This is a genomic window from Mesomycoplasma ovipneumoniae (assembly GCF_038095975.1).
Lineage (GTDB): Bacteria > Bacillota_I > Bacilli_A > Mycoplasmatales > Metamycoplasmataceae > Mesomycoplasma > Mesomycoplasma ovipneumoniae_C.
In genome coordinates, this window is the sequence record NZ_CP146003.1 from 981,331 (window position 1) to 996,143 (window position 14,813).

Consider the following 14,813-nt stretch of genomic DNA (forward strand, 5'->3'; position numbering starts at 1 on the left):
AAAGAAGAAGGTGGTCATAATGAAAATTAAGGGAATTTTTAAGCGACTTATTTTGCCAAGTTTAACAATATTAAGTCCTTTTTTGCTTTTTAGCCAAAAATCTGGTGATTTTCACCAGTATCAAAACTCAAGTTTTGATTTTAAAGAACTTGCTTCAAACTTAAATTTTGATGCAAATTTAAATAAAGTAAATAGAAATGTCAAGGTTGGAGTTTTTATTGAAGAAAACGGGGACGAAAATAACAATGATTTTAACAACTTGCAAGCAATTTTTCAGTTTTTTGCCCCTAATTCAAATTTAATTATTTACCGTTTTAAAACAGGTGAGCAATGAAATAAAGGCCTTTCACATTTTGAAACTGTTGGGGTCGAGATGGTTTTGCACTTGTATAAGGAAAAAAGAACTTTTTTAAATGAATATTTTTCAAATGGGAGAGACTTATTAAAATTAGGAGATTTTCTTGATTATTGAAGTGGTAAAACTGGAATAATAAATTTTTTTGACGGAAGCAGAACTCTAGGCGATGAAATTAACAGTAATTTCAGCTTTTTTGCAAAACAAGACGACAGATTCAAGAAAGATTCGCGACTTTTTAATTATGTCAAAAATTTTGGCAACAGTTCTGGAATGGTAAAATCAAACCACTTTGTACTTCCAGAATTAAAATTTAACTATCAGTTAAATTTTCGTGATTCAAACATAAAATTTTACTCAGCTTTCCTACTTTCGGCTATTTTTAGCGCACTTTCATCAAGTTTTGACTCTTATGAGAGTTTAAAAGAAAGGAATCTAAAAATAATTTCAGCCTTATCATTAACGGCTCAACCCTCAGAAAATAGCAATTTAGGATTTAATGGTGCCCATTCAAGCGAAGGTTTTGGATTTATAAATTACAAAGATGCCTATTTTACTCTGGAACAAGAAAATTATTTATACAATAATTATGATGGAAATGAGTATGTAAGCGAGCCTTTTGAGCTTTTAAAAGGTCAAAAATTTTCAGCTCTTGTTTTTAATGATAGATTTTCTGAAAAAGAAGTGGTGGGAGAATACTTATCGGGATTTAGCGGTTTTTTTTATAATTTTGGTAAAACAGTCCGTGATGGAGTGAGTAATTTGCTTTATGGTCAACCAAATTATAAAACAAATGATTTTGATATTTCAATCGAAATTTACCGTGGAAGTTGACAAAAAATTATTGAGGCAAACTCAGATATAAGCCCGTTTGACAAAATTAGCTTTAAAGCTTTTGAAGACGCCCAATACCGAATTAGAGTTTCTAATGTAAATTTTCAACCTGATAAGCCAAGAAAATACTTTCTGACATGAAAAAGATACCCTGCAGAATTTCGTTCTAATGTTTATAGTTAAAAACAAATTTTGTATTAAAATATACTTTTAATTATGAAATTTTTTATTGACAGTGTAAGTAAAGACCTAGTTTTAGCAATTTTTGACAAAAATTTCGACCTTGTCGATTCTAATATAGTCGAAATTAAAAATAAAGCTGATTTGCTCCCTGAATTAGTTCGTAATATTTTGTCAAAAAATAATCTAAAAATTACAGATTTTAGTGATTTTTACATTAATTTAGGGCCAGGAACATTTACAGGATGTAGGGTTGGACTGACATTTTTTAGAACTCTTGCCCAATTAGGCAATATAAATCTCTGAACTTGCTCAACTTTTAACCTTTTATCTTTTGAAAAAAAGGAAAAAAAGCAATATTTTATTAGTTACAGTAAAAATTCACAGTTTAGTGCCTTTGCTAATGACGGACAATTAGTCTCTGAAATTTCAGATATTAAGTCTAAAAATGGGCCAGATGATCAAGTTGATTACCAGTTAATTTTAAATAATTTTGCAAAAGCCCAAAAATTATTTAAAAAAGAGGAAAACATAGTTAATGTTTTCCCTTTGTATAACAATTAGTTTAAAAAATTAATTAAATGGTGACTTAAGAGAACTTAATTCAGGAAGGTTTTCAAAATTTTCGTTAGCTTTTATAACGTTATCTTTAAAAGCTGATGTTCCAATTGTAACTGGTTTTGCACTTTTGTTGAATTTTACGGTTTCAATTTTGTTAGATTCAAAAGCGCTAGTGAAAATCTCGATTAATTTAGTATTTTGACTAAAATCAAGATTTTTAATTTTATTATCAAAAAAAGCGCCAGTTTGAATAATCTCTAAATTCTTTGAGTTAGAAAAATCGACCTGTTCTAGGTTATTTTTAGCAAAAGCTTGCTTACCGATTGAAACTAAAGATGAAGGTAAAACTAATTTTGTAATGTTATTTCCTTGAAAAGCAAAATCGCCAATTTTCTTCAGATTGGTAACCTTTGAAAAATCAAGTTCCTGAATTTTTTCTTTATCAGTCAAATTTGCACTATCAGCATAAAATGCATAATCTTCAATTTCAGTTAGTGTTTCTGGAAAAATTATTTTTGACAAAAAATAAAAATTTACCTTTGTTTCCTGAGGTTTTTGCGCATTTTCGCCATTATTTTGATTAGTTTGATTCTGATTTTGAAGAGTGGTTTTTTGATAAATCCGTGATTTTAGACTAAAAAATGCAGATTTGTCAATTTTTGTTAGTCCAGAATCTGATAAGTCAAGCACAAAAGAATTTGTTGACTCATCAATTTTTACATATTTTGAATCAGTTTTATCTATCGAAGCAAGAAGTTGTTCTGCCTGAGATGGACTTTGGCCGCATGCAGAAAGTGCAATCACTGGTGATAAAAGCGCTAATGTTTTTAATATTTTTTTAAACTTGAACATAAGGTAAATTTTACAATAATATTTAGTAAAAATATTAAATTAGAAACTTTTATTGATAAAAGTACTAATTTTTTGTCTTTAAATTATAGTAAGTGCGAATTTGAGAAGCAAGTCTTTCGTCCAAGGGCATTAAAAAAGTGTAATTTATCTGATATCTACCCTCGTCAGTGTTATTTTCGGTTGGCATATTACCATAAAAAGTTTGCTCAGGTTGTTGAGAAAGGTACATATTTAAAGCTCGAAGCGATCTGTTTGATGAAGTTTCAGATTTAATATTGTTGTAATTTAAGTTTTTCTCATCATCAATAATTTCATCATTAAGGTCAACAAAAACTGAGCGGTCTTCGCCCTCAAGAGTTTCGCGAACAGTTTCAACTGCATCATTAAAGTAGAATTTCTTAAAGAATTTAAAGGATTTTTTAAATGTTGGGGTGTAATTTATATAGTCAAAATTTGCTAAAAAAGGAATAGATTCATAGTCAAAATAAAAACCTTTTCCCTTTTTAGGTTCAAATTTTTCTGTCTCGCTATTTTGGACAAAAGCAAAATCAACCTCGACTTTTGCTTTTTGGACAATTTCTTCTAAGTCAAAATCTTCACCTTTATAAATTCCTTCATAAAGTGAATTATAAACCTTGTCGGTCAATTCAGGCGAAGTGTCTTTTAAAATAATTCAGCCATCAAGCAAAGTTAAATTATTTTTTGGGCGGATAATTGCAATTGTATTTTCTTCCTCAAGTTCTTCATAATTATCTTTAGAATAATGGGCATCAAGAGAATCGCCATTATACAAAAAGCCAACATCTTGATTCAAAGAAGGATCGATTACCGAATTGGCTAAGTCAAGACCTGAAGTTTTAAAAACATTGTGTCGCAAATTAAAATAGTCAAAACCAGAAATTTCACCGATATAGTCAATAAAACCATCAACAAATGATTTATAGTTATTTTCAGTTAATATTTGACCATATTGATTAGTTTTTTCGGCCCCGATTAGCAAATTATCTCGCATAGCTTCAGTTCATTCAAAAAAACTGTAGCCATTTTTTCGCAAAGTTTTACCAATTCCGCTAAGACTTTGGTCTTCAAATTTAAGGCCTTTTTCTTGAATTTGCTCTTTTTGCTCAGCGGTTCATTTGTCCTGAAATTTACGGAGATTTTTTCTTTTACCATCAACATCATAATCGCCAATTGTGTAGGCAATCACTTTGTCTTGGGTGTAATAAGGTATGAAAAACTCTCAAAAACGGTCCTGAATTCCATCATTATCAGTGTCAAGATTTTTTCGGGGATCATAGGCATCTTTCATAAATTGGTCATATTTATCAACATGCTCAACAATTTCAGGGCGAAATATTTCTTCAAAAGCGGCCCTTTTTTTATTGATAAATTCTTGCTTTTGGGCCAAAGAAAAACTGGCATAATTTTGCGGTTTTTGAAAAACCTTAGTTAGCTCTCAATTTGGAAAAAGCTTTGAATAGTCTATTTTTTGTAAAAGACCTTTTTGAGCCAAACGTGCAATTTGAAAATCTGAACCAACCCCAGCAATTGTGCGATTGTCTTCAATTGCTTTTGTAAATTCGCTAACATCACCAAATTCGCGATAATTAAAATCTTTGTTAATTACATCGCGACCAAAATCAGAAATGTAAGCTTCATAATTATAGACAACCGGTTTAAAAGGGAAGCTTGATTTTGAAAAAGATGCAATAAAAACAACACTAACTACCGAAAGTGCGAGTGCTATTTTGGCAAAAAAATTGACTAAATTCTTTTTCATGTTTTTTCCTTTTTATTTTTATAATAAAGTCAAATTAAATTAGAAATCACGGAAATAAAGAGCATAATTGTTCCCAACATTAGCGCTCAAGTTTTAAAAGTTCCTTGATACAAAAGCGTTCCAACTGTTTGGGTGTTTGATGTAATTTTTGTGATTATAAAATCATCAAAAGAAAGAAAAGCAACAACAGGAAAAACCGAAATTATCGCTGGCGACATGTGTTTTAAATAAACCAAAAATCATGCCTTCATTTTTGAGTACCCTAAATCTTGGGCTGCTTCATATAAACTCAGCGAAAATTTTTCACTTCTTGGATACATTATCAAAATTCCGTAAGGTAAAGTCATGACAATGTGGGAAATAATTGCCCGATACAAACCTTCATAAGCCGCTGAAAGTGAACCAAAAATGAAGCCTAAAATAATTGCAAGCGAAACTGCAGTGATAGCATCAGGATTAATTAAAGGAATATTTGAGGTGACATTTACATAAATTTTTACAGATTTATTTTTTTGTCTTCAGAGGGCAAAAACTGTTAAAAGCGAAAGGAAAACAACGGTTACTGCAGCAAAAAATGCAATAATTAATGAGTTAATTAACGCTGAAGCAAAAGTATCTTTTGCAAATTCGTCAAATGCTTGCAGACTAAATTTGTTTCATGTTGAAGAGACAAAACCTTTTTTTGACGGACTGTTAAATGAAAAAATAGAGCCAAAAATTATTGGAATATAAAAAATAATTATCAAAAATCAAACGTAAGTTTTTTTCAAAATCTCATGTTTTTGAAAAAAATCAATAATTTTAGTCATATTTAAATCCTTTAAGTTTCATGATAACAATCGGTGTAAAATGAATTAGTGTATAAATTCCAATAAAAACTAAAAGTGTGACTAAAACAAGTGATGAAACTCGAGCTAGATCAAAAGGGTTTGTTGTGTTTGCGGAATTATTAATTAAATTTCCAATTAGTTGATTTTGTGATCCGTTTGGTAGCAATTTATCTGAGACAACTATTGAAGTTGCTGCCATTAAAAAAACAATCGCAAATCCAGAGCTAATTGCCCGAAAACTATAAGGAAGAACCACTTTAATCAAAACTCAAAATTTTGAATACCCTAAATCTGTGCCAGCTTCAATTAAGTTTTTAGGCATGTCTCTAAAAATTGTATAAAGCGGAATTACCATGAAAGGAAAATTGAGAAAAATTAGACCAAGAATCATAAAAGAGTTATTATTTAGCGATCCTTCGTCAAACATTGCCAAAAATAAAGCTCGTAATGAGAAGACTTTTGCAATCGTAAAAATAATTAAAGGTGTAATTATTAATGATAAAGAATAAATTTTAAAAATACGTGATTTTGAATTTGCGACAATAAAAGCATACGGAAATGCTAAAATTAAGCAAATAAAAGCGCTAATTAGTCCAACAAAAATTGAACGGGCAATAATTTGCCAAGTTGTTTGTTCTTTTACTAAAAGATGGTTGTCAAATGGACTGCCGTTTGTCGAAAGTGGACTTACAGATTTAACAAAAAGTAAAATAAGTGGAATAACTATTAAAATTAGGGCAAATACAAAATAAGGGAGAACAAGACTGATGCGTGGATTTAAATTTTTTTTGAAATTTTGTCAAAATTTATCAAAAAAGCTAAGAGTTTCCACTTTCAATCTCCATTAAGTGAATTGCATCATCATCTCATTTTAGATAAACTTGCGTATTAAGATCGTAAAAATCGTTAGTTTCAACGTAAATAATTTTAGAACCAACTTGAATATCTAGTCAATAATATGACCCTTTATAAATATTTTGAACCACTTTACCCTTAAAATATCCAGAATTTAGGTCAATATCGATGTCTTCAGGACGAATAAGTGCATCCAGTTTTTGCCCATAATTAAATTCTGTGTGAATTGTGTAGAGCTCAGTACCCAGAATTTCAACCTTATTTTTTCCAATAAATTTTGCTTCAAAAAAATTTGAATCACCGATGAAATTAGCAACTCATTTATTGGCAGGATAGTCATAAATTTTCTTTGGCACGTCATATTGAGCGATTTTTCCGTTACGAATTACAGCGATTTTATCTGATAATTGAAGGGCTTCATCTTGATCATGAGTTACAAAAATGAAAGTTAGACCTAATTTTTGCTGAATTTTTTTGAGAAAAACTTGCATTTTTTGTCTAATTTTTGCATCTAAAGCTGATAAAGGTTCATCTAATAAAACTATTTCAGGTTCAATAACAAGCGATCTAGCCAGTGCGACTCGCTGTTTCATTCCACCAGATAACTCTGAAATTGCACGGTTTTCGTTGCCACTTAGACCAACAAGGTCGATAATATCTTTAATTTCGGTATCAATTTCCGTTTTTGTTATTTTACGAGTAAGGTATTTTTTTTCAAAAGTTACAGATTTATAAAAAACATAATTTTCCCAGTTAGAATATTTAAAATCTGAATCATCAAGTTTTTCCTGTAATTTTTTACGGGTTTTGCTGTCTAAATTAGGATTTTCAAGCTGTTTTTCTAGGTTTGCTTGCAAATTATTAAGTTCTGCAATTTTTTTGTCCTGTTTTGCTTGCCATTTTTGCTTTAATTCTTCAAATTTTTTCCAAATTGACTGTGGAATTTCAGAGTCACTTTTCTTAATTCTTTTTAATTTTAGGCCAAATTCAATATTTCCTCTAACTGACAAATGTGGAAAAAGTGCATAATCTTGAAAAATAGTCGCTGTATCTCGTTTATGGGCTGGAACGTCTTTAATATCAACCCCGTTAAATTTAATTTCGCCTCGGGTTGTTCATTCAAAACCACCAATTAGGCGTAAAATTGTAGTTTTTCCAGATCCAGATGGACCTAAAAGAGTGACAAAATCACCTTTTTTGATGTCCAAATTTATTTGATTTAAAACTTTCTTATCACCAAATTCCTTATCAACATCAACAAGCGAGATTATTGTTTCACTTTTGTGAAATTTTTGCATTTTATAATTCCCTCTTGAGTAGATAAAATTAAAAACAATATCTAATTTAAATAAAAAAATGTAATTTTATTCTAAAAAAAATATGAAAACTTCATCTTTGAAGAAAAAAATCTTCTCTAATGAAGAGTGGTGGGGAATTTATCGAAAATATCTTCTGATGCAGATTCATGGAAAAAAGCAGCATCATCAAAGAGAGATGCCGCAAACATGTAATATTTTAGTAAATATAAATAGTATTTTCCAAAATCCATGATTATTTGAAAATTATACTATATTTTTAACTTTTCAAAAAAATTTAGCAAAATAAAATTTTATGCTGTTGTTCCAGGAACTTTTAAAGCACTTTTTCCTAAAATTTTCCTATTTTGACTCTTTATAGATTTAATTTTTTGCAAAACTGTTGTAACATCACCAATTTTTGCGATTTTAGCAAAAATAAAATTTTATGCTGTTGTCCCAAGAACTTTTAAAGGACTTTTTCCTAAAATTTTCCAATTTTAGTTCTTTATAGACTCCATTTTTTGCAAAACTGTTGTAACATCACCAATTTTTCCGATTATTGTTATCTCATCATTTTGATGAATTATTGTCTCTGCAGCTGGCAAAATTGTTTCTTTATTTCTTTTGATTAAAACAACATTGACATTATACTGACGTAAATTAGCGTTTTTTATGCTTTTATTAATATAGTTTGGCGATTTTACATTAACGCTTCCAGCAAATATTCCATTTGCTATTTCTTTAAGATTATCTGCATAATTCAGGAAATTTTTATCAACACTTAAAAGCGCCATTTTAATTCCCGCTTCTTCTTCAGGACTAATAATTCAGTCAACACCGATCTGTTTTAAAACACGAGCATGTCTTTTATTAACAGCGCGTGCGGCTATTTTTAAGTTGTTGAAAAAATTAATTTCAGTCTGTAATTCTAATAAAGTTGCAATAATTTCAATATTATCTGAAGTAGCAACGATTATTGTGTCTATATCTTCAAGTCCAACTTCATTACGAATTGCATTTATGTCGCTAGCGTCCATTATAATTGGTTCAACAGTCGCAAATTCGCGAATAAATTTTAAATTTTCAGCTCTTTTATCGATCACAATAATATTGTGCCCTGATTCTGCTAGTTGGGTTATTGCTGCTCTACCTAGTCGTCCGGCACCAATTATACAAATATTTGCTCGTTTCATTTGCTTAAATTTTATCTAAAAAACAATAAATTAGTTCAAAAATCAGAAAATTTTTGAAGGTGTGCAAGCACAAATGTTTTATAGGCTAGTTTTTCTGTGTATTTTTAAATTTTCTTGTTTTTGCTTGGTTTTTTTGAAAAAAAATGTATAATTTAATAATTTAGCTTTTTTGTTTGTTTTATATAAGTAAATTAACTGACTAATTTTTTAGTTTAGTCAACCATTAAAACGAGGAATAATGAACTTGAAAATTAATATCAAAAATTTTCTGCGGTCCATTTTTTCTCTTAAAAAGATACACATTATTTTTACTTTTTACACGTTAGTTATTCTTCTTGGGGCCGGAATTCTAACAGGATCGTTTTCACACACTGAAAATTCAGAAAAAATTAATTTTTTTTCGGCTCTTTTTACATCAGTTTCTGCATTTAGTGATACTGGACTTAGTTTGGTTGACACTGGAACAAGTTTTAATGTTTTTGGCCAAGCTATTATTGCGATTTTGATTTCTATGGGAGGAATTGGAATTTTTGCAATAAAATTCTACATTTTTAACCATTTATTCGGAAAAAAACTAAGCATTTTGTCCCGTGAAATTTTAAAAATCGAAAGAGGTTCAAGCAAATTAAGCGAACTAAAAGGTGTCATCAAGGTTTCTATCAATTTTTTTATGATTCTTGTTTTAGTTAGTAGTCTTACTCTTAGTCTTTATTTTTATTTTTATGATGCTGATCCACAAAAGTTTTCATTTCAAAAATCGCCTTATAAAAATATATCTTTATCACTAAGATTTGCTGTTTTTCATAGCATTTCTGCAATTAATAATGCTGGTTTTGATATAATCGGGCCAAATAGTTTTGAACCTTATTATCACGCTTATTTTTTGCAAATTATGATAATAATTCTGACAATAATAGGAGGAATTGGCTACCCGGTAATTTATGATTTTTTTAGCTTTTTCAAACTTAAACTTTCTAAACAGAAAATAAAAAGATTTAGATTTTCTTTATTTACTAAAGTTTCAATTTTGAGCTATTTTGTCATTGCGCTAATTGGTTTTATTCTTTTAATTACTTTTGAAGCTAGTTCAAATTCTCCTTCTACTTTTTGAAACCAAAAGCAAAATGGCGCCTGATTTGATAAATCATTTGCATTATTATTTCATAATTTTATGACTCGTTCAACCGGTTTTTTTACATTTGACTTAAAACAACTAACTCAACCAAGCACATTTTTAACAAGTTTATTAATGTTTATTGGATCTGCGCCTTCTTCTACAGGTGGTGGAATTCGCGTTACAACTTTTTGAATTTTTATCGCGGTGGTTCTATCTAAACTTAGGGGAACTAGTGACGTTAATATATTTAAGCGAAAAATCACAACTGACAAAATTGTTTCAGCTGCGACTGTGTTTTTTATATCTTTTATTTTAGTAATAGCGGTAGTTTTTCTCTCGAGTTTTTCGCTAGATAGTATTTCAAACCAGGAAAAAACTAGTGAATATAGAATTTACCATTTAATTTTTGAGGTTATGTCGGCCTTTGGAACTTCGGGTCTGTCGACCGGCTTAATCCGAGATTTATCTGTTGTTTCACAAATTGGATTTATGATTATTATGCTAATTGGTCAGCTCGGAATTACTTCATTTATTTACGTTTGACAAGGTGATAATATCGGCAAACAAAATAAAACATACATAACTGAAGATATTTTAATCGGATAATTTTTTACTTAAAGTGTTTAATTTGAAATTTATTCTTTTTTAGATCAATTTTTTTGCTATAATTTAAGAAAAATATAAATAAAAGAGGGGTGGAAAATGATTTATGACAAATTAGAAAATTTTAGCAAATATAGTTGTTTAAATGAAAATTTTGCAAAATTAGCAAAATATCTAAAAGAAACAGACCTAGCAAAATTACCACTAGGCAAAACTGTAATTGATGAAGACAGAATTTTTGTTATACATGTTGATTTTGAAAGTTTCGATGATACAAACGCTCTCTATGAATATCACAAACGATACGCAGATGTTCATGTAGTACTTGACGAAAAAGAACAATATTTCTTTGATTTTTCAGAGAAATTAGTCAATAAAGTAACTGATTATTCTGAAGAAAATGATGTAGCTCTTTATAAAAAAGATTCGACCCGAAATTTAATTAGACCGTTAAAAGGCGAATTTTTAATTTTTCTACCTGGCGATGCTCATCTGCCAAAATATACCGGACAAATTGGCGTAGTTAGAAAAATAATTTTTAAAGTTGAATATTAGTCTTATTAAGTTTAAATTTTTTTATTAAGTCTAGAAATTAAAAATTCATTTTTTAAATATAAATAACATATTTTTATGGTATAATTTTTGGTACCGTTTTTTAAAGGGCTGAAATAAACTATTATATATAAATATAGGAAAAAAATGGCAAATATAAAATCCAAAATTAAATCAATCACCAAAATGCAAAAAGCAAGAGCAAGAAATAATGCAATTAAATCTCGTGTAAAAACAGCAATCAAAAAGGCTAAACTAGCTGTTACAGCTCACGCAGAAAATCAAGATGAATTAGTTGCAAAAGCTCATAAAGAAATTGCAAAGGCAAAATCAAAAGGTGTTTTCCACAAAGGAAAAGCATCACGAAAAATTTCTAGACTTCATTTGTTTGTTAATAAACATCAAAAAACAACAGTTTAATCTCTTTCCTGTTTTAATAATAAATTTTTGAAAATTTTTCGAAGCTCAAAAATAAAAAAACCCCTTAAATAAAGGGTTTTTTTATTTTATAGGTTAATTTTAATTACAAATTGTCGAAGCGAATTTTAATAGAAGGACCCATTGAAGCTGAAACAGTTAAATTTTTAAAATAATTTCCTTTAACTGAATTTGGTTTCAATTTACGGATTAATTGTAAAAGGGTTTTAGCATTTTGAACTAAATGATCGACTTCCATGTTGGTTTTTCCAATTAATGAGTGAATAATTCCATATTTATCAGCACGATAATTTGCTTTACCTTTTTTAATTTCAGCCACAGCTTTTTCTGGTGTTGGGGTAACTGTACCTGTTTTTGGGTTAGGCATAAGTCCTTTTGGTCCTAATTTTTTCCCGTATCTTCCTAAAACTGGCATTAATTTAGGCTCAACAACAATAACATCAAAGTCAAAATTATCAATTTTTAAATTTTGCTCAAGTTCGGCTGTTGAATAAATTAAATCAGCGCCTGCTTCCTTAGCTTTAGTTGCTACCTCTGAAGAGTCAGTCGCAACAAGCACACGTACAGATTTCCCGGTTCCATAAGGTAAAACAACTGAACCTCTTAATTGTTGGTCAGCTTTTCGAGTGTCCAAATTAAGTCGAATAGCTAAATCAACAGAGCCAGAAAACTTAGTATATGATGTTTTTTTAACCAATTCCATCGCTTCTTCAAGTGAATAATAATGATTTTTATCAACTAATTCACGAGACTGAGCTAATTTACGTGAAATTTTTTTCATTATTTAACTCCTTGTAAAAATTCTTCGATGCCTTCAACTTCAACACCCATTTGTTTGGCGGTTCCATAAACTGTAAGAATTGCTTTTTCAATATTATCAGTATTTAAATCTGGTAATTTATATTCTGCAATTTCTTTAAGTTGTGCAAGGGTAATTTTAGCTACTTTTTCAGCTTTAGATTTTTTAGATCCAGATTCGATTTTTGCAGCTTGTTTAATTTTGTAAGAAGTTGGGCTTGTATATAACTGAAATTCAAAGCTTTTATCTTTAAAAACAGTAATTTTTACAGGAACTGGTTCGCTTCCACGATTTTTTGTTTCATCGTTAAATTTTCTTGTAAATTCAGGCATTACAATACCAAGACCTGCAAGAGCTGGTCCGGGTTTTGCTTGGCCGGCATTGAATTGCAATTTTGCAACTCTAACTACATTTTTTTTTACCATTTCGAGCATCCTTTTATTTTTTAGTTCTCTTAGTGGTTAACGGTTTTAAACCTTCCACAAAAATTATTTAAAATTATACCACAAAAAAATAAAATTATCCTACAAAAAATTATTTAACAGATAATTTTTTGGACTAAAAAAACCACAACGTGTGGCTTTTATTTCTTTAAATTAGTGTTCTGTGACAAAAAGATGTAATATTTTTATAAATAAAACAACAATTTCGTCAACTTTGACCACTGAAGACCATCAATTTAAAATTTTAATTTTAACTCAATTTAAGATGTTCCTCGATCTCATTGTTTCTAACCTCCGTAAATTTTTACCATTCTATTTTACCATAAAACGGTTAAAAATCCAAAAATCAGTAAAATTTGCATATTTTTAAAAATGGTGATGTTGTGTAATAGCAAATTTATTTTATGATAAAAAAGATTTTAGAAGTCTAAACAAAATAAACAAAAAATTAAAAAAATCTGCATTGAAATAAAAAAACAGCGAAAATTCGCTGTTTTTTGCACTAATAAGCCGCGTTCTGTATTAGTCAACCATTTATCTAGGTCTTTTAGACCTTCCAATTTAAGTTCGTTTCCCAAATTGGATTCCCCTACCAAAATTTAGGTTTCTAGCTCATGGAGTTTACCGCGTTTCACTTTATTTGTTAGTAGGATTTTTTAGGAGTGAACAATGATTATGAAAAATTTAGATTAACAAATAAACTCGTCTCTGTGGCACTTGTCGTCTAGGCTTGGATTTTTTAGATCCAACATGAACACTACTACCATCACAGGCAGTGCTAGCGCGGACTTTCCTCAAGTATTTTTAAATTAAAAACTTAAAAATACCAGCGGTTGACTTGTGCAAAATTAAATTATACCATACTTTAAAAATACTTGGTATAAAAATTCAAAATTATTTACGTATATTTAAAGCTTCGATTGTCTCTTTGTAAGTTTCAAAACTTTTTTGTTTTAAATAAGAAAGTAATTTTTTACGTTTATTAACCTTTGCAATAAAACCTCGCATTGAGTGTTTGTCCTTTTTATTTTTTTCAAAATGGACTTTTAATTTTTCAATGTCCTCAGTTAATATTGCAATTTGAACGGCTGTATCGCCGGTGTTTTTAGCGTTTTTTCCAAACTTTAAAATTAATTCTTGTTTTTTCGCTTTTGAAATCATTTTAATTCCTTTAAAAAAATAAATAAATACAAATTTAAACCTAGCAATAATTCGCGAAACTATTAAAACCAAGCATAAATTTAACTAATAAATCAGGCAAATTATTCATCTAAATCGATATCACCGCATCCGCAATGAGTATCGTCATCTAATATGCCAGAATTTAGTGAATTTGTTGGGCATGCATCAGAAAATTTTACCATTTTATAAAATTGTTCAGGATCTAATGATGCACCACCAACAAGTATACCATCAATAAGTTCTGAATTTAAAAAATCTGCATAATTTTGTGAGTTAACAGAACCTCCGTAAATAACTCTAACATTTTTGCCAAATTCTTCTTTAATTAAGGACGAAATTTCATTTGCAATTGAAGCAGATGCTGTTTTGCCAGTTCCAATTGCTCAAATTGGTTCATAAGCTATTATCGCTTTTTCGAAATTTAGCACGTGTTTTACGGCATTTATTTGTGAAATTATAACTTTTTTAGTTAATTTATTTTCATATTGGTCTAATGTTTCCCCGACACAAAACACGGGGGTTATGTCGTATTTTTGTGCTTGTGAAATTTTTTGAGCTAAAACTTCATCAGTTTCATTAAAAAACATTCTTCGCTCAGAATGACCAATTATTATGTAACTAACGTCTAAATCCTTTAACATTTTAGCGCTAATTTCGCCTGTGTAAGCTCCAGATTCGAACTGGCTAACATTTTGAGCAGCTATTTTTAATGTTTTAACCTGAGATTTAGAAATTTCATTTAATAAAGTAAAAGGAGGGGCAATCGCAAACTCCATTGTTTTAGCAACTTTTTCTGGATTTTTGTTAAAAAGCGCATCAAATTCAAAAAGGAAATCATAAAATTCCTTTCTGATTTGGTTCATTTTTCAATTCCCGATAACAATTTTTTTCATGATATAAGTAAAAATTATAACATAAATTAGTCAAAATAATAGTGTTAT

The 14,813-nt window shown here is 29.4% G+C and carries 14 protein-coding genes, 1 other RNA gene and 1 pseudogene; 5 read left to right on the plus strand and 11 right to left on the minus strand.

All coding sequences use genetic code 4. From position 1 onward, the window contains the following. Window positions 1–19: 19 nt before the first annotated feature. Window positions 20–1,372: a hypothetical protein gene (locus tag V3255_RS03605; protein WP_333503537.1), complete on the plus strand. Its 1,353-nt coding sequence runs from the start codon at window positions 20–22 to the stop codon at window positions 1,370–1,372. Between the two features lie 33 nt (window positions 1,373–1,405). Next, window positions 1,406–1,933 (plus strand): tRNA (adenosine(37)-N6)-threonylcarbamoyltransferase complex dimerization subunit type 1 TsaB, encoded by a 528-nt coding sequence (tsaB, locus tag V3255_RS03610; protein WP_303465802.1) that lies wholly within the window; start codon window positions 1,406–1,408, stop codon window positions 1,931–1,933. A 9-nt stretch (window positions 1,934–1,942) separates the two neighbouring features. Here tsaB and V3255_RS03615 read toward each other — a convergent pair whose 3' ends face one another. The 6 genes from V3255_RS03615 to V3255_RS03640 form a co-directional block, all read right to left on the minus strand. Further along, window positions 1,943–2,782 (minus strand): leucine-rich repeat domain-containing protein, encoded by an 840-nt coding sequence (locus tag V3255_RS03615; RefSeq protein ID WP_333503538.1) that lies wholly within the window; start codon window positions 2,780–2,782, stop codon window positions 1,943–1,945. A 64-nt stretch (window positions 2,783–2,846) separates the two neighbouring features. Further along, window positions 2,847–4,562 carry a hypothetical protein gene (locus tag V3255_RS03620; RefSeq protein ID WP_333503539.1) on the minus strand — a complete coding sequence of 572 codons (1,716 nt, stop codon included), beginning with the start codon at window positions 4,560–4,562 and terminating at the stop codon, window positions 2,847–2,849. Next, on the minus strand, window positions 4,547–5,371 hold the full coding sequence (locus V3255_RS03625; protein ID WP_303437990.1) for an ABC transporter permease: 825 nt from the start codon (window positions 5,369–5,371) through the stop codon (window positions 4,547–4,549). The genes V3255_RS03620 and V3255_RS03625 overlap by 16 nt, the downstream gene beginning before the upstream one ends. Further along, a complete protein-coding gene (locus tag V3255_RS03630; protein WP_155270896.1) occupies window positions 5,364–6,224 on the minus strand; it encodes an ABC transporter permease in 861 nt (286 codons plus the stop codon). Before V3255_RS03630 ends, V3255_RS03625 begins: the two co-directional genes overlap by 8 nt. Continuing rightward, window positions 6,211–7,545, minus strand: a complete 1,335-nt coding sequence (locus tag V3255_RS03635) for an ABC transporter ATP-binding protein (RefSeq protein ID WP_337898663.1) — start codon at window positions 7,543–7,545, stop codon at window positions 6,211–6,213. The genes V3255_RS03630 and V3255_RS03635 overlap by 14 nt, the downstream gene beginning before the upstream one ends. Before the next feature lie 497 nt (window positions 7,546–8,042). Then, entirely contained in the window at window positions 8,043–8,738 is a 696-nt protein-coding gene (locus tag V3255_RS03640; RefSeq protein WP_337898662.1) for a TrkA family potassium uptake protein, read from the minus strand. Between the two features lie 238 nt (window positions 8,739–8,976). Between V3255_RS03640 and V3255_RS03645 the strand changes: the two genes are divergently transcribed. From V3255_RS03645 to rpsT, 3 genes are all read left to right on the plus strand, one after another. After that, a complete protein-coding gene (locus V3255_RS03645; protein ID WP_337903002.1) occupies window positions 8,977–10,461 on the plus strand; it encodes a potassium transporter TrkG in 1,485 nt (494 codons plus the stop codon). A 96-nt stretch (window positions 10,462–10,557) separates the two neighbouring features. Then, window positions 10,558–11,013, plus strand: a complete 456-nt coding sequence (locus V3255_RS03650) for a YhcH/YjgK/YiaL family protein (RefSeq protein WP_044284321.1) — start codon at window positions 10,558–10,560, stop codon at window positions 11,011–11,013. Between the two features lie 144 nt (window positions 11,014–11,157). Beyond that, entirely contained in the window at window positions 11,158–11,430 is a 273-nt protein-coding gene (gene rpsT / locus V3255_RS03655) for a 30S ribosomal protein S20 (RefSeq protein WP_313414349.1), read from the plus strand. Between the two features lie 103 nt (window positions 11,431–11,533). On the opposite strand, the gene rplA is transcribed toward rpsT, so the two are convergent. The 5 genes and pseudogenes from rplA to tpiA all read right to left on the minus strand — a co-directional run. Continuing rightward, window positions 11,534–12,229, minus strand: a complete 696-nt coding sequence (gene rplA, locus V3255_RS03660) for a 50S ribosomal protein L1 (protein WP_333503541.1) — start codon at window positions 12,227–12,229, stop codon at window positions 11,534–11,536. Then, window positions 12,229–12,672, minus strand: a complete 444-nt coding sequence (rplK, locus tag V3255_RS03665; RefSeq protein ID WP_069099168.1) for a 50S ribosomal protein L11 — start codon at window positions 12,670–12,672, stop codon at window positions 12,229–12,231. The genes rplA and rplK overlap by 1 nt, the downstream gene beginning before the upstream one ends. 519 nt (window positions 12,673–13,191) lie before the next feature. Further along, an RNA gene (gene rnpB, locus V3255_RS03670) (RNase P RNA component class B) lies at window positions 13,192–13,535 on the minus strand. A 49-nt stretch (window positions 13,536–13,584) separates the two neighbouring features. Next, on the minus strand, window positions 13,585–13,851 hold the full coding sequence (gene rpsO / locus V3255_RS03675; RefSeq protein ID WP_010321230.1) for a 30S ribosomal protein S15: 267 nt from the start codon (window positions 13,849–13,851) through the stop codon (window positions 13,585–13,587). A 197-nt stretch (window positions 13,852–14,048) separates the two neighbouring features. Next, a pseudogene (gene tpiA, locus V3255_RS03680) lies at window positions 14,049–14,765 on the minus strand (triose-phosphate isomerase); the annotation flags it as partial. Window positions 14,766–14,813: the final 48 nt, after the last annotated feature.